A 14765-nucleotide genomic window follows, 5' to 3' on the forward strand; every position below is an offset into this window, starting at 1 on the left:
ACCGTCGTCCCCTTCATCGCCTACATGGCCACCTGGACCGGCTGGTTCGCCTCCGCCAACGGCTACGGCCGCAACTGGGACCAGGCCACCTCCTCCGGCCCCTTCTTCTTCCTGTTCGACTCCATGCGCTCCTGGATCCACTACCAGTGGCAGGTCTTCACCTTCCACAACGGGCTGGAGACGTCCCATCCGTACATGTCGGAGCCGTGGCAGTGGCCGCTGCTGCTGCGTCCCGTGGCCTTCTTCTACGAGGGCAAGCAGAACGTGTGCGGGGTCAAGGACTGCTCGGAGGCGGTGCTCGGCGTGGGCACGCCGGTCATCTGGTTCGGCGCGCTGGCCGCGCTGGTGGCGCTGATCGCCTGGTACGTCTCCTCGCGCGACTGGCGGGCGGGGGCGGTGCTGCTGGCGTACGCGATGGGGTGGCTGCCCTGGTTCTACTTCGCCATCTCCGAGAACCGTACGATGTTCCTGTTCTACGCGATCCCCATGGTGCCGTTCATGATCCTTGCGCTGACGTTGTGCGCCGGGTTGCTGATCGGGCCCGCCACGCCGACGGCCGCCGGGGCCATGCCGATGCGCCGCACGTTGGGTGCCGCGGTGGTCGGCGCGTACGCGCTGCTGGCCCTGATCAACTTCTGGTGGTTGCACCCGATCTTGTCCGCCGAGGTGATCCCGTACACCGAGTGGAAGGCCCGGATGCTGTTCGACAAACGGTGGATCTGACCCGCTCACTGTAGGTAAACATCGGTTTCGTAGGGTAGTCGCTGTGCAAGACCCAATACGCACCGCATTCGGTCATCGTCAGGGCTGGGTGCGATACGGCAAACTTCGAGGCATGAGTGCACCGGATGTCACCGCCCTTCTCGCCGAGTTGGAGCGATCTCAGCCGGACCTGGCCGAGGAGGCCAGGACCGCCGTCGAATGGTTGACGGGTGGGGAGCCGCTGGAGACGGTGACCCAGCTCGACGTCTGCGAGTTCCTCTGGTACACGCTTCCGATCAAGGTGGGCCCGCTCCGGCCCGGAGGCGACCACGAACGTCTGTCCCGCTCGCTCGGGCGGCTGCTGCAACTCGGCGGTATGGAACGCTACGCCGCCCTTTGCGTGTCGCCCACGACCGTCCAGATCCTGCGCACCTACGCCCAGGAGGGCGAGGACGCCGGGACCAGCGCCTACCAGAAGGCCCTGGAGGCCACGGGCGTGCTCCCGCCCGACGTGCCCGAGCTGCAATGGAGCATGATCATGGGCCCGGAGGAGCTGGGCGCGCACGTGGCCTGCTCGGCGGCGCTGGAGCTGGCGATCGTCGCCGGCGACGACCTCGACCGCACCGCGCTCACCCGCCGCTGGCTCACCGAACCCCGCGCCGAACTGGGCGGCGACAGCTGGCTCAACCGCGTGCACGGCGAACGGCTCAACCGCTGGGTGCTCGGGCGCGGCCCGGCCCGGCGGGAGCTGGCACAGCCGTTCGAGGTGCGCCTGCACGCGCCGGTCACGCCACAGCCCCTGCCCGCCCTGCGCAAGCTGCTTTCCCTGGCCGCCTCCGAGGGCAGCCTGCCGCTCCGGCTGGCCCCCTCCCCCGCGGCGCTGCGGCTGCGCGAGCTGGCCGAACGCGAGCTCGGCGCGATCAGCCGCGACGGCACCCGGCTGGCCATCACCGACTACGGCCGCCACCTGCTGGGCTCGGCGGAGGCCATGTGGGAGGCGGTCACCCGGCTGCTGCTGGCCAGGGGCGAGCACGAGTTCGAGGTCTCGGCCCGCGAGGCCGCGCTCATGCTGCTGGCCGACGGCGTCCTGATGTCACCCGCCGAGTTGCGCGAACGGGTGGCCGAGGTGGTGGGCGGCGAGGGCTGGCACCCGGCCACCAGCCTCGACGACGTCGCCGCGCCGGTCGCCGACCTGGTCTCCCAGCTCACCGCGCTGGGCCTGGCCTTCAGCGACGACCTGGCCGTACGGATGGCCAGGCCCGGCCAGTACGCGGCCCTCGCCGCGCTGCGCGCCCACGCCCTGCGCCCGCGCAAGTACGTCAGCTCTGGCTGACGGCCTTCACGGCGCGCTTGAACTCGGGGCACTCGACCAGCGGGTCGTGCTCGCACACGGCCGCGTGACGCAGGCTGTCACGCAGCCGGGTGAGCTGCTGCACCCGCTGGTCGACCTCGCGCTCCTTGGCGGCCATGCGCTCGCGCAACCGCGTGTCCGCCGGCCGGGCCCGCAGGAACTCGGCGATCTCCGACAGCGTGAACCCGGCGTCGCGGGCGCAGGTGATCAGCGCCAGCCGGTCGAGCGTCTCGGGCAGGTAGACGCGGCGCAGGCCGTTGCGCCTCTCGGCCTCGATGAGCCCCTTGCGCTCGTAGAAGCGCAGCGCGGACGCGGCCAGCCCGGTACGCCTGGCCACCTCGCCAATGTCGATCAACGTGTCCCGCATGCCCCGGCTCCTCGACTTGAACCACCCTTCAAGCCGGATATTAGCGGAGACCCCCCGATGAATGATTACGGAGTGTAGTTACGATAGATACATGGAGCTCTTTCCGGCCATGCCACTCGAAGAGTGGGCCGACACCAAGGAGACCTTCCACCGCTTCGCGCAGATCGTCGGGAAAATCCGTCTGACGGTGAGTAACCGGCGCAACCACTGGTGGCAGGTGCCGTTCCATCTGACCGGGCGTGGCCTGACGACGCGTCCCATGGGCGGGCTCGCCGAGCAGCCCCTGTTCTGCGTGGACTTCGACCTCGTCCGCCACCGCCTGGTGATCGACGTCCTCGACGGCCGCAGCGCCGAGTTCAGCCTGATCGGGCTGTCGGTGGCCACGTTCCAGTCCCGGCTCTTCCAGACGCTGGCCGACCTGGGGATCCGGCCGGAGATCTGGGCGGTCCCGTACGACCTGGAGGACGAGACGCCGTTCGCCGAGGACACCCGGCACGCGCACTACGACCCGGTCCTGATCAACCGCTACTGGCGGATCCTGTCGCAGGTGGCGCAGTTGCTCGACCGGTTCGCCGCGGACTTCGGCGGCAAGGTCAGCCCGGTGCACCACTTCTGGCACACGTTCGACATCGCGGTCACCCTCTTCACCGGCCGACCGGCCGAGGTGCCGGAGGAAGCCGACCCCGTCACGCGCGAGGCGTACAGCCGGGAGGTGATCAGCGCGGGGTTCTGGTTCGGCGACAAGGAACGGCCCTGGCCGGCGTTCTACTCCTACACCGCGCCCGAGCCCCAGGGGCTGGAACGGGAGCCGCTGGAGCCCGGCCAGGCCGAGTGGCTGCCCGCGCGCGGCAGCCATCTGGCCGTGCTGCGCTACGACGACGTGCGGGCCATGGGCGATCCGGTGGCGGGCGTGCTGGAATTCCTGCAGAGCGCGTACCAGGCCGGGGCCAAGCTGACCCACCTGGACACCGAAGAGGTGGCCTGCCCCGGCGGCGTCACCGACCCGTACTACGTCAAGAACCGCCCGGCGTAGCAGACGCGAAAGCCCGCCCTCCGGAGAGGGCGGGCTTCCACGTGTGCGTGTACCGGTGTGCAGGTCGCCTCTCGGCGAAAGGCACAACGCGGCTCCAGCCGAACGGTAGTCCGCGAAGGCAATAGGTGAGGCCCGGGGACACTGGACACACCGGCCACGGTCTATGTAACGGGGGTCCCTCCCGGAACATTCCCCGCGTTTCCCCTGTTCTCCGCCCACCCCCCGGCGGCGGCCCAGGTCCTGGCGGGAGCGGGCCGCCTGGCGGGGAGCCCGGTCTCGCGGACCAGCAGCACCGGCCTGGTGTGGCCGGAACGCAGCACGAGGACCGCCGTGAGCCGGTTCCCGGCGACCATGCCCACCAGCATCGGCAGCAGCAGCAGGCCGGAGACCGTGGCCGAGTAGCCGCGTACGTCCTGGAGGTAGAGCGGCAGCAGGACGCCTGGTACGTCTGGCTGATCACCGCCTACCTGCTCACCTCCTCCGTGAGCGTCCCCATCTACGGCCGCTTCTCCGACCTGTACGGCCGCCGCCGTCTCCTCCTCTCCGGGGTCGCGATCTTCCTGCGGTCAAGGACGTTCGCCGCCAGTGAGCGCGCCGTTCAGGAACAGGTCGACCAGCTCCGCCGAGCCGAGCGGGGACGGGCCGCGGCCGGCCGCCATCACCATGAACTGGAACGCCTCGGCCAGGGTTTCGGGGGCCAGCCTGAGCCGGTCGCGCTCGGGCTCGAACAGCCCGGCCAGGGCCTCCCGGGAGGCCGCCATCGACGCCTCCCTCCCGGTGACGGGCCGCTCGCCTTCCCCGCTTCCCGAAGCGGGCCGCTCGCCTTCCGCGTCGCCGGGGGCGGGGCGCTCGTCTTGCCCGTCTCCGGGGGCGGGGCGGCGCAGGCCGCCCGTGGTGGCGAGGGCGCCCGCCACCGCGCCCATCCTGGCCAGGTAGCCGCGCAGCGCCTCGGCCGCCTCCACCAGCCGGTCGGCCAGCGGCAGGTCGAGGGAGATCCCGGACACGTGGGCGAGGGTGTCGTCGGGCCGCAGCGCCTCCGCCATGCAGGCGGCGAGCAGCGCCTCCTTGTCGCCGAAGGCTCGGAAGATCGTGCCCTCGCCGATGCCGGCCGCGCGGGCGACCTGGGCGGTGGTCACGGAGGTGCCGTACTCGACCACCAGGGGGAGGGCGGCCTTGACGATCATCTCGCGGCGTCGTTCGGTGCTCATCGCCGGCGCTCGCCGCCGGCTCGTCTCGTTCGTCATGCCTTCAACGGTACGGAGTGAGTACTCACTCCGTCAAGGGCACGACCGCCGTCGTGGCACCATCGAAGGCGTGCCTTTCGCCATGACGACGGGCGGCGTCAAGCTGTCCTACCAGGTCCGCGGCAGCGGCCCCGCGCTCGTGCTGCTCCAGGGCCAGGCCAACAACCACCGCTGGTGGGACCCGGTCCGCGACGACTTCGACCGCGCCCACCGCACGATCACCTTCGACTACCGCGGCACCGGCGACAGCGACAAGCCCGACGAGCCGTACACCACGCGCGGGTTCGCGGAAGACGTGCTGGCCGTGCTCGACGACCTCGGTGTCACCCGCGCCGACGTCTACGGCACGTCGATGGGCGGCCGGGTGGCCCAGTGGCTGGCCGCCGACCATCCCGGCCGGGTGGGGGCGCTCGTGCTCGGCTGCACCTCCCCCGGCGGCGTCCACGGCCTGGAACGCGGCGACGACGTGCGCAAGGCGCTGGCGCAACCCGACCGGGCCGCCGCCGGACGGACGCTGCTGGAGCTGATGTACACGCCGGGCTGGCTGGCCACGCACCCCGGGCCGTACCGCACGGTGGGCGATCCCGGCATGCCCGCCCACGCCCGCCGCCGCCACCTGGGCGCCAGCGCCGGGCACGACGCCTGGGCCGTCCTGCCCGCCATCACCGCCCCGACGCTGGTCGTGCACGGCACCGACGACCTGTTCAACCCGGCCGCCAACGCCCCGCTGCTGGCCGGGCGCGTCCCCGGAGCGGAGCTGCGGCTCATCGAGGGCGCCCGGCACGCCTACTTCGAGGAGTTCCGCGAGGTGGCGAGCCCGCTGGTGCTGGAGTTCCTGGAGCGCTCGCGCGGGTGAGGCGGGCGGCCAGTCCTCGCGGGTGGATCCAGGCCCACATCGAGGACGTCTCCGCCGAGGAGGCGGAGCGCCGCCTGACCGACCCCGAGTTCGTCAGGGCGATGGAAGACGTCCAGGGCGCGGACTTCTTCCCCGGGCGGTGAGCACGGCGATGGCCGGCAGCGGGAAGAGCAGCAGGTAGAGGTTGGGGATCCACCAGGCGGGCGAGAAGTCGCCGCGCATCGTCCAGAACGCGATCGCCATCAGCCCCGAGGCCATCGTCAGCACCAGCGAGACCAGCATCAGCGGCTCGCCCGCAAGCGAGCGGCGGCGCAGGAGCCACAGGCTGGTCAGGCCCGTGGCGCTGGCCAGGAGGTCGATCCAGAGGAACGACCAGTTCCAGTCGACCATCAGCGGATCGGCGTAGTCGGCGAAGGCCCACTCGGGCGGGATCAGGCCGAGGCCGGTGACCGTGAAGTAGGCCACGAAGCCCAGGTCCGTCAGCAACATCAACGCCTTAGTCGCGCGCAGCACGGTCGATGGCCTCCATCAGGTAGCGGCGGGTGGGTTCGTGCAGGTCGGGGCCGGGTTCGCTGAGGCCGAGCAGGCGGGCGGCCCACCACCCGTCCACGGCCAGCCGGACGGCGGTCGCGGCGGCCGGGTCGATGCCGTCGTCGGCCAGCCGGGCCTGCCAGGCCGCGAACCGTTCGCGCAGCGGCTCCAGCCCGGCCGGGTCGACCAGCACGCCCGCCAGGAGCGCGGCGGTGACCCGGTCGGCCGGGACGGAGGCGGTGTGCCGTTCGGGGACGGTGGCCCGTACGTACGCCCGCAGGAAGTCGCCCGGCCGGCCGGCCGCCGTCGCCAGCGCCGCGTCGAAGGCGTCGGTCAGCCGCGCGACCATGGCGGCGACCAGGGCCTGCTTGGTCGGGAAGTGGTAGAACAGGCCGCCTTTGGAGACGCCGGCCCGCCGGGCGACCGCCTCCAGCGTCAGGGACTCCGCCCCTTCCGTCAGCAGCACGTCGGCGGCGGCGTCGAGCAGCCGATCCTTGGAACTGGGTCGTGGCACAGCCGTTACTGTACCGGCTGACCGGTACAGTTTCGAGCCGATCCCTCCCGCGCACAACCACATCCGGAATGCGGACCCGGCTGATCGGAGACGAGCCCATGGATCATGTCGCGCAGTTCCACCGGGAGGTACGGGCGTTCGAGGCAGCCGCGCGGCGGGCGACCGCGGCGGGCGGCGCGCCCCTGGTGCCGTCGTGTCCCGGGTGGTCGGTCGCCGACCTGGTCATCCATCTCGGCGCGGTTCGCCGCCGCTTCCCCGGACGACCCCGCCTGGACGTGGTCACGGGAGCAGACCGTCGGGTTCTGGCGGCGCATGCAGGCCATCGAGGCGGCCGTCCACCGCTGGGACGCCGAGAACGCGATCGGCCCGGCCGCCCCGATCGACGCCGCGTTCGTCCCGCCGGTGTGAGCCCGGCCGCCCCGGGTTCACGCCTCCTGGTCGAGACGCTCGACCACCACCCCACCCGGATGCAGGGGCAGGCGGCGGCCGGACATGCGGTGCAACGGCAGCCGGACGAGCACCGGGTCGGCCAGCTCCGGCCAGGGCGCGCCGGTCAGCCGTTCCAGCCGCCCGGCCTCCTCCCGATCCCGGACGACCTCCGCCGCCCCGGTCACCAGCACGCTCCACCCGGTGCGCATCGCCGGCTCCATGTCGTCGATCTCGAACGCCATCGGCACGTGATGCTCGATCGCCTCCAGGATGCGGCCGGGCGGGATCCGGAACACGACGGTGTCGGCGTCGAGCGTGAAGTTCACCGGCAGGACGATGATCGTGCCGCCCGGCCGCGCCCACGCCACCCGCCCCACGGGAACCGTGGCCAGCAGCGCCAGACACTCCTCGCGGTCCATCGTCCGGATGGCACCCAAATCCATGCCGTCCATCCTCTCACCTGGGCGAACGTTCCCTCCCTGCGGGCTCGCGGACGGCCTGCCGGGCGAGATCGCCCGATTCGCATGGAACCTCCGGGGTTGACCTTCATATTGGTGTGAACCTTTATCGTGCCCGTTGTCGGCGATACGGATGGGAGATGAAGGTGTCCGGAGCAGTGATCATCGCAGCGGGGCCGGGGATCGGGCAGGCCGTGGCGCGCCGGTTCGCCGCCGAGGGGCTGCCGGTCGCCCTGATCGCGCGGAGCGCGCGGACCGTGGAGGCCGCGGCGGCGTCCCTCTCCGCGTACGGCGTGCCGGTCGCCACGGCGGTCGCCGACAGCACCGACGAGGACGCGTTGCGCGCCGCGCTCGACAAGGCGGCGGCCGAGCTGGGCCCGCCCGACGTCGTGGTCTACAACGCGGCGATCGTCCAGGCCGACCGGCCCGGGGAGCTGCCGGCGCGCGCCCAGCTCGACGCGTACGCGGTCAACGTCGTCGGCGCGCTCACCGCCGCCGCCCACGTGGCGCCGGGGATGGCCCGGCGGGGCGGCGGCACGTTCATCGTCACGGGCGGCATGCCGTACCCCAAGCCGGAGTACGTGAGCCTGTCACTGGGCAAGGCCGGCGTACGGACCCTGGTGAGGCTGCTCGACCAGGAGTACGGCGCGGACGGCGTCCACGTGGCCAGCGTCACGGTGGCCGGCGTGGTCGCCCCCGGCACCGGCTTCGACCCCGACGACATCGCCGAGCACTACTGGCGCCTGCACACCCAGCCCCGCGACCAGTGGGAACACGAGGTCCAGCACCTGGGCACCTGACCGCTCACCACGCGGCGACCGGTGAGTCGCCCTCACCCGGGCGGCGGCGGCACGTTCGCCACGAAGGCGCCCGTCGCGGCGTGACGTCCGCCGTCTTGGACGAGTCCGCGAAGGAGAAGATCGGTGCCCTGGCTGTGACGAGGAAGCGCGGCGGTCCGGTCGCCGTCAGGGGCGTGCCCGTCGCCATGGGCTCAGGCCCGCTAAGGCCACCTCCGTACGGGATCGCATGCCCTGATCGTGCCACAGCCGCGGCCTACCCGGCGGGCGGACCGGCGGCGATCGCCATCCGGTTCCAGACGTTGATGGCGGCGATCGTCCACAGCAGGTGAGCCAGCCGGGTCTCGTCGAAGTGCTCGCGGGCCGCGTCGAACACCTCCTCCGGCACCCCCGCCTGCTCGATCCTGGTCATCGACTCGGTGAGCGCCAGCGCCGCGCGTTCGGGCCCGGTGAACAGGGTGCTGTCGCGCCAGAGGGCGAGGGTGCGCAGGCGTTCCCCGTCCTCGCCCGCCTCCAGGGCGGCGCGGGTGTGCATGCCGAGGCAGACCTCGCAGCCGTTGAGCTGCGAGGCGCGCACCCGGACGAGCTCGGCGAGCGCCGGATCCAGCTCCCCGCTCGCGGCGGCGTCGAAGCGGGCCATCGCGGAGTGCACGCCGGGCGCGGCGCCGCGCAGGTCGATGCGCATCACGACGCCTCCAGGGGACGGCGGCCCTGCACGGAGTAGGTCACGCACGAGGTGGCCCGGAAGTCCGGATGGGCCAGCAGCGCGCGCACGTCGGCGAGCTGCCGGTCGGTCAGGCCCTCCTCGGCGAACCGGTCGCGCAGGTGCCTGGTGTGGTGGGCGACCAGCCGCGCCCCCGGCGAGCGCGCGTCCCACAACTCGACCCGGGGCCTGGGGTCGACGCCGGTCAGCCCGGCCCGCCGCATCGCGGCCGCCGCGTGACGTCCCCAGGCCACGTCCACCCCGGCGCGCGTCATCACGCGGATCTTGGCCCGCATGAACGTCTCGTAGAGCTCGGCCGCGTCCGGGCCGGGCATCAGCAGCCCTGGGCCGTACGTGATGTCGAACTCGTCGAGCTGCAGCACGCCGCCCGGCCTGAGCGCGCGCACCAGCCGGTCGAGCACGGCCAGCCGCTCCGGCAGGAGCAGCAGCACCAGCCGCGCGTGCACCACGTCGAACGCGGCCTCCGGCAGCGGGTCGCGGACGATGTCGTGCCGGATCACCTCCAGCCCGGGGGCGACGGGCTGGAAGGCGGGCTCGATGTCGGTGGCCAGCACGCTCCCGGCCGACCCGACACGACGGGCCAGCCACTCCGCCACGCCGCCGCCGCCCGCGCCCACCTCCAGGCACCGCATGCCGGGCCCGACACCGGCCTCGGCCAGGCGTTCGAGGGTCATCGGGTCGTAGGCCAGCTCCAGGCACCGGTGCTGCTCGGCGACGTGGTCACGGCGGTCGCCGAACATGTAGGCCGTCCGGCTCATCGGCTGCTCCTCATCGGGTTCCTGGGGACGGGCACCGCCGACTGCGCGGCCAGGCGGGTGAGCGTGGCGGCGCAGACCTTGCCGGTCGGGCCGAGCGGCAGTTCGGGCAGCCAGAGGAACCGTTCGGGGAGTTTGCGCCGGTCCAGGCCGCGTTCCTCGCGCAGGTACACGATCAGCTCGGCCGGGGACGGCGGTCTCGCGCCTGGCCTGGGCGACAGGCAGGCGCACATGCGCTCCCCCAGGTCGTCGTCCGGCACCGGGACGCAGAAGGCGTCGGCGACGTCGGGATGGGTGCCGAGCTCGCGTTCGACCTCGGCCGGGGAGATGCTGAGGCCGCCGCGCATCACGACGCGCTTGATCCGGTCGAGGACCCAGAGCGTGCCGTCGGGGTCGAGGCGGCCCAGGTCGCCGGTGCGGACCCAGCCGCCGGGGGCGCGGTAGCGGTCGTCCAGGTCGGGGGCGGCGACGTAGCACAGGGGGGTCATCGGGCCCAGCGCCCAGATCTCGCCCGCCTCGCCCGGCGGCACCGGATGTCCTTCGGTGTCCCGGATCGTGATCTCGGCCACGGCGGGGTCCGGGGTTCCGGCCAGGCCGGGGGCCCACCGGTCCGGGGTGCGGCCGGTGTGGCAGTTGACGCCGTCGGTGGAGCCGTACACGTTGACGAGCGGCGCGCCGAAGCGGCGGGCGCACGCCTGCCTGGCCTCGCCGTGCAGGGGCTGGGCGCTGGTGACGACGCGGCGCAGCGACGACAGGTCTGCCTCGGCCGCCGAGTCGGCCATGCGGCGCAACATCGTCGGGACGCCGTACAGGTGGGTGGGGCGGTGCCGCTCGACGGCGCGCAACGCGTCGGCGGCGTCGAAGCGGGCGCGCAGGACGAGGGTGCCGCCGTGGCGGGCCAGCAGGACGGACGTGCCGCAGGAGCCGTACGAGGAGGCCAGGGAGACCAGCAGCAGGTTGCGGGTGGGCCCGTCCTCGCCCAGCACGCCCCGCAGGTAGGCGCCCCGGCCGCCGGCCATGGCGTTGTGGGAGTAGGCGACCATCTTCGGCTCGGACTCGGTGCCGGACGAGAGCAGGATCCGGGCCGGCCACTCGGCGGGCGGGCACGCGGGACGCCACGCGCGGACGTCGTGCTCGGCCACCTGGTCGAGCGAGCGGGTGCCCGGCGTGGGCGCGCCGAACGTCCACGTCTGCTCCAGGTACGGCAGCCCGGCCCGCAGCCCCAAGGCCAGCTCCGGCACGGTGATCAGCGCGGCCGCCCGCGACCGGTTCAGCAGGCCCGTGACGTCGCGCTGCCCCCGCGTGTGCGGGATCGGCAGGGCCACCGCGCCGACGGCGGCCACCGCCAGCTCGGCCACGACCGCGTCGCGCCCGTTGGGCAGCAGGACCGCGACGATGTCGGCCGGCCCCCGCCCGGCGGCGGCCAGGGCGGCGGCGGCCCGGCGCACGCGGGCGTCCAGCGCGGCGAAGTCGAGCGAACCGGTCTCGTCGGCGACCGCCTCACGGTCCGGCGTCCGCCGCGCGTGCCGGCTGAACAGGCTGTACAGGTCCAGATCGGGGCACAGGCCGCGCGCGGTCCATTCCGCGCGCACACTCCTGGGTACGCGGTCGGCCAGGACGATCCCGTTGGCGGACGTCCAGGGCAGTGGGTCGGTACGCATTCAGAGGGCCTCCTCGTGTCGGTGGGCTGGCACGAACGTCCAGGGGGCACGGCTGTAGGCGGCTTGCGGGGTGCGGTCGAGCACGCCGTCGAAGGCGGGGTCGTCGGCCATGGCGGCCAGATCCGTCACGGGGGTGACCCGCGGACGCGCGGGCGCCGTCCCGGGCGGGGTGGTGCGCAGGAGGCGGGCCGCGTCGATGAGCGCCGTCCCCGCGCGTACGCCGGCGCCGGTGCGGGCACGGGCCACCAGGGCGGCGACGACGGCCTCGGCGCTGATGAGCGCGCCCAGCACGTCGGTGAGCGTCATCAGGGACGGCGCGGGCTGCTCGCCGGGCCCGGCCAGCAGCGCCGCCACCCCGCTGTAGGCCTGCACGAGGTAGTCGGTGCCCATGGGCTGCGGCGGCGGCAGCGCCTCGGCCCATCCCCCGGCCTGCGCGTACACCAGGGACGGCCGGACGGGCGCGAGGTCCTCGTGGTCCAGCCCGTACGCGCCGGCCCGTCCGGGCGGCCAGTTGTGCAGGAACACGTGCGCGCAGGCGATCAGGCGCACGGCGGCCCGGCGGCCCGCGCCGGACTTGAGGTCGGCTTCGAGGGCGCGTTTGCCCCGGTTGAGCGCGAGGAACCGGGCCGAGGTCGGCCCCGCCATCGGCGGCACCCCGCGCAGCGGGTCCCCGCCGGGCGGCTCCAGCCGTACGACGTCCGCGCCGAGCAGGCCGAGCACGTGCCCGGCGAGCGGCCCCTGCACCCGGTTGGTGGACTCCACGACGAGCAGCCCAGCCAGCGGGCCACGGGCGTCCTGGGCGAGCGGCGGCAGGGCCGACGGCTCCCCGACGGCCCCGGTCAGCTCGCGCAGCCGCCACGGGGAGGCGGGCGAGGGCGCCAGCGGCGCGTCCGCGTCGCGTACGGGAAGCACGCTGACACCGGCGTCCGCGGCGGCCGTCACGACGTCCCGGTACCGGGCGGCGGCGGCCGTCCTGCCCAGCGCGGGCGGCAACGTACAGGTCGCCGTCGCGAACCGCTGCTGGAACGGCGGCCAGCCCCCCGCCACGGCCATCGGTTCGGCGCCCAGCGTGGCCCAGAACCGCCGCCAGCGCTCCGCGTCGAACGTCTCGATCTCGAACCGCACCCCGTCCGCCGACCGGAACGGCGGCACCCGCCCCTCCCCGGAGTACGGCGTGCGTCCCGGCGGGCCGGGGAAGGGCGGGTCGGAGCGTTCGCAGGTGGCGACGGCGATGTACTGGGTGAGCGCGAGGAGCGCCGCCTGCGCGACGGACGTGCGCGCCGCCAGCGCGGGCCCGCCCCGCAGCAGCGCGAGCAGGACCGCCGTGAGCGCCTGGGCGGTGAGCACGCCCGCGCACACCGACGCGTAGTCCAGCCGCAGCGCCCGCGGCCCTCCGGTGGCCCGCCCGTGCACGTGGGCGATCCCGCAGGCCGCCTGCACGTCGTGCTCCCCCGCCATCGGCACGCCCACCGGCCCCGACCAGCCGATCCCGCACTCCGGCAGCGCCTCCCCCGGCGTGCCGAACGGCGCGGACGCCACCTCCAGCCACCCGGCGGGCGCCTCGGCCGGCGGCGGCGCGCCGTCGAACCGGATCTCGCAGCCCAGCGCGCACAACCGCTGGACGGCCACCCGCAGCGCGACCGACTCGCCGCGCGCCCGCACGACCACCCCCGTCAGCGGCCGGGCGACGACCTCCCGCTCGGCGACGGCCCGCGACCCCGGCGTCACGTCCATCGCCCTGTGCCGTACGTGTCCGGGGTCTCGCCCAGCAACTCGCGCAGCGCCGTCCTGCGGACCTTGCCCGTGCCGGTGCGGGGGACCTGGTCCCAGGTGATCACCACGGGGTCGGCCAGCTCGGGCAGGTCGGTGACGGCCCGCCGCCACGCCTCGCGGTCGAGCCCGCCGTCCTCGGTGACCACGACCGGCACGGAAGGCCGCCCGGGAACGCCCAGGATCACGCACTCCAGCACGCCGGGCAGCCGGTCGTCGATCACGTCCTCCAGCTCGACGCAGCTCGCGCCCGGGATCGTGTCGGTCTCCCGGTCCACGAACCGCACCCGCCCGGTACGGCCGATCGCCCCCAGGTCGCCGGTGTGCCACCACCGTCCGAGCCGCTTGCCCAGCCAGCGTTCCTGCTCCCCGACGTACCCCAGGCACAGGGCCTTGGTCCGGCAGACCACCAGCCCGCTCGCGCCGCGCGGCACCGGCCGCAACGTCTCGCGGTCCACCACCCGCAGCCGGGTCCGCGTGGGCACCGGACGTCCGAGGTCGCGCGTGGTCGGATGCCGGCCGTCGTCGTCGGCCAGGGACCTGCGGGTGAGGAGGCGGAAGGTCAGCGGCCCGGTCTCGCTCTGCCCCCAGCCCTGCATCCACACCGGCCGCCGGTGCCGGGTGGCGTCCAGGAAGGCGCGTACGGTCGGCGGGTGCACGGCGTCGAACGTGCTGATGAACAGGCGTACCCGCGCGAACGGGCCGCCGTCGCCGAGCGCCCGCCGCTGCCATCGCACGTACGTGGCCGGCAGCGCCTCCAGCGTCGTGGGCCGGTGGCGGGCCAGGAACGGGCCGGCCTCGTCCCAGCCGGGGGCGGAGACGGCCAGCAGCTTGGCCGGGCCCAGCCACAACACGCTCGCGGTCCAGGCCAGGGCCCGCCCGTGGGCGAAGGAGGTGGCGCCGGCCACGACGTCGTCGGGACGGCTGCCCAGCACCGGCCATCGGTGCGCCTCGAACCCGGCCAGGCGGCGCAGCAGCGTACGGGTCGAGTGCACGACGAGCTTGGGCACGCCGGTCGTCCCCGAGGTGTGCATGACGGCCAGCGGGTCGTCCAGCGCGGGCCGGTGCACCGGCGGCACGGCCCAGCCGCGGACGTCGTCCAGGGACAGCAGCCCCTCGGCCGTGCCGTCGACGACCAGGGTGCGGGGCGCCTGCCAGGCCACGCCGGGCACGGCGGCGAGGGCGGAGTCGGTGACGAGGAGCGCGGGTTCCAGCCGTTTGAGCAGGACCTCCAGCACATCGGGCGTCAGGTGCGCGGACAGCGTGGCGGGCACCGCCCCGATGCGCGCCGCGGCGCAGGCCAGCAGCACGTAGTCCCAGTGGTTGCGCTTGACGATGGCGACCCGGTCGCCGCGGCGCGCTCCGGCGGCGGCCAGCCAGCCGGCGGCCTCCCTGATCAGCTCCGCCAGGTCCGATATTTCGAGGTCGGTACCGAGATGGGGGGCGATGTCCAGGGGGCGGCTCACGTGCACGCCGGTCCTGCGTCCGCGCTCGGCGAGGTCGTCGAAAAGGGTGCCCAACTCGATGGGCCGGGTGAACAAGGCCATCTGCGATCTCTCCATGCGCGTACGTC

The 14765-nt window shown here is 73.9% G+C and carries 15 protein-coding genes and 1 pseudogene; 6 read left to right on the plus strand and 10 right to left on the minus strand.

Annotation, left to right across the window (positions count from 1 at the left end; all coding sequences use genetic code 11):
- Positions 1-723, plus strand: a pseudogene (locus ACIHAD_RS42470) (phospholipid carrier-dependent glycosyltransferase); the annotation flags it as partial.
- A gap of 112 nt (positions 724-835) precedes the next feature.
- On the plus strand, positions 836-2035 hold the full coding sequence (locus ACIHAD_RS42475; RefSeq protein WP_397360498.1) for a hypothetical protein: 1200 nt from the start codon (positions 836-838) through the stop codon (positions 2033-2035).
- Here ACIHAD_RS42475 and ACIHAD_RS42480 read toward each other — a convergent pair.
- Entirely contained in the window at positions 2022-2420 is a 399-nt protein-coding gene (locus tag ACIHAD_RS42480; RefSeq protein ID WP_397360499.1) for a MerR family transcriptional regulator, read from the minus strand. The two genes, ACIHAD_RS42475 and ACIHAD_RS42480, sit on opposite strands and share 14 nt — an antisense overlap.
- 91 nt (positions 2421-2511) lie before the next feature.
- Here ACIHAD_RS42480 and ACIHAD_RS42485 point away from each other — a divergent pair, with 91 nt between their 5' ends.
- A complete protein-coding gene (locus ACIHAD_RS42485) occupies positions 2512-3453 on the plus strand; it encodes a DUF5996 family protein (RefSeq protein ID WP_397360500.1) in 942 nt (313 codons plus the stop codon).
- A 566-nt stretch (positions 3454-4019) separates the two neighbouring features.
- On the opposite strand, the gene ACIHAD_RS42490 is transcribed toward ACIHAD_RS42485, so the two are convergent.
- Entirely contained in the window at positions 4020-4697 is a 678-nt protein-coding gene (locus tag ACIHAD_RS42490) for a TetR/AcrR family transcriptional regulator (protein WP_397360501.1), read from the minus strand.
- Between the two features lie 70 nt (positions 4698-4767).
- Here ACIHAD_RS42490 and ACIHAD_RS42495 point away from each other — a divergent pair, with 70 nt between their 5' ends.
- Positions 4768-5553: an alpha/beta fold hydrolase gene (locus tag ACIHAD_RS42495; RefSeq protein WP_397360502.1), complete on the plus strand. Its 786-nt coding sequence runs from the start codon at positions 4768-4770 to the stop codon at positions 5551-5553.
- Positions 5554-5646: 93 nt separating this feature from the next.
- On the opposite strand, the gene ACIHAD_RS42500 is transcribed toward ACIHAD_RS42495, so the two are convergent.
- Positions 5647-6066, minus strand: a complete 420-nt coding sequence (locus tag ACIHAD_RS42500; RefSeq protein ID WP_397360503.1) for a DUF5360 family protein — start codon at positions 6064-6066, stop codon at positions 5647-5649.
- On the minus strand, positions 6050-6598 hold the full coding sequence (locus tag ACIHAD_RS42505; RefSeq protein WP_397360504.1) for a TetR/AcrR family transcriptional regulator: 549 nt from the start codon (positions 6596-6598) through the stop codon (positions 6050-6052). The genes ACIHAD_RS42500 and ACIHAD_RS42505 overlap by 17 nt, the downstream gene beginning before the upstream one ends.
- 105 nt (positions 6599-6703) lie before the next feature.
- Between ACIHAD_RS42505 and ACIHAD_RS42510 the strand changes: the two genes are divergently transcribed.
- Complete coding sequence (locus ACIHAD_RS42510; protein ID WP_397360505.1) at positions 6704-7006, plus strand: maleylpyruvate isomerase N-terminal domain-containing protein; 303 nt, start codon at positions 6704-6706, stop codon at positions 7004-7006.
- Between the two features lie 17 nt (positions 7007-7023).
- On the opposite strand, the gene ACIHAD_RS42515 is transcribed toward ACIHAD_RS42510, so the two are convergent.
- Positions 7024-7470 (minus strand): pyridoxamine 5'-phosphate oxidase family protein, encoded by a 447-nt coding sequence (locus ACIHAD_RS42515; protein ID WP_397360506.1) that lies wholly within the window; start codon positions 7468-7470, stop codon positions 7024-7026.
- Between the two features lie 173 nt (positions 7471-7643).
- On the opposite strand from ACIHAD_RS42515, the gene ACIHAD_RS42520 reads away from it, so the two are divergent.
- Positions 7644-8285 carry an SDR family NAD(P)-dependent oxidoreductase gene (locus ACIHAD_RS42520; RefSeq protein ID WP_397360507.1) on the plus strand — a complete coding sequence of 214 codons (642 nt, stop codon included), beginning with the start codon at positions 7644-7646 and terminating at the stop codon, positions 8283-8285.
- A gap of 253 nt (positions 8286-8538) precedes the next feature.
- Here the strand turns inward: ACIHAD_RS42520 and ACIHAD_RS42525 are convergent, their stop codons facing one another.
- The 5 genes from ACIHAD_RS42525 to ACIHAD_RS42545 are packed head-to-tail and all read right to left on the minus strand — an operon-like array spanning position 8539 to position 14754.
- Complete coding sequence (locus ACIHAD_RS42525; protein ID WP_397360582.1) at positions 8539-8967, minus strand: carboxymuconolactone decarboxylase family protein; 429 nt, start codon at positions 8965-8967, stop codon at positions 8539-8541.
- Positions 8967-9764, minus strand: a complete 798-nt coding sequence (locus tag ACIHAD_RS42530; RefSeq protein ID WP_397360508.1) for a class I SAM-dependent methyltransferase — start codon at positions 9762-9764, stop codon at positions 8967-8969. Before ACIHAD_RS42530 ends, ACIHAD_RS42525 begins: the two co-directional genes overlap by 1 nt.
- Positions 9761-11422, minus strand: coding sequence for a class I adenylate-forming enzyme family protein (locus ACIHAD_RS42535; protein WP_397360509.1), 1662 nt, complete (start codon positions 11420-11422; stop codon positions 9761-9763). The genes ACIHAD_RS42530 and ACIHAD_RS42535 overlap by 4 nt, the downstream gene beginning before the upstream one ends.
- Entirely contained in the window at positions 11423-13156 is a 1734-nt protein-coding gene (locus ACIHAD_RS42540; RefSeq protein ID WP_397360510.1) for a CoA transferase, read from the minus strand.
- On the minus strand, positions 13147-14754 hold the full coding sequence (locus ACIHAD_RS42545) for a class I adenylate-forming enzyme family protein (RefSeq protein WP_397360511.1): 1608 nt from the start codon (positions 14752-14754) through the stop codon (positions 13147-13149). The genes ACIHAD_RS42540 and ACIHAD_RS42545 overlap by 10 nt, the downstream gene beginning before the upstream one ends.
- Between the last annotated feature and the right edge of the window lie 11 nt (positions 14755-14765).

Origin of the sequence: Nonomuraea sp. NPDC052265 (genome assembly GCF_044547985.1) — a bacterium.
Taxonomy (GTDB): Bacteria; Actinomycetota; Actinomycetes; order Streptosporangiales; family Streptosporangiaceae; genus Nonomuraea.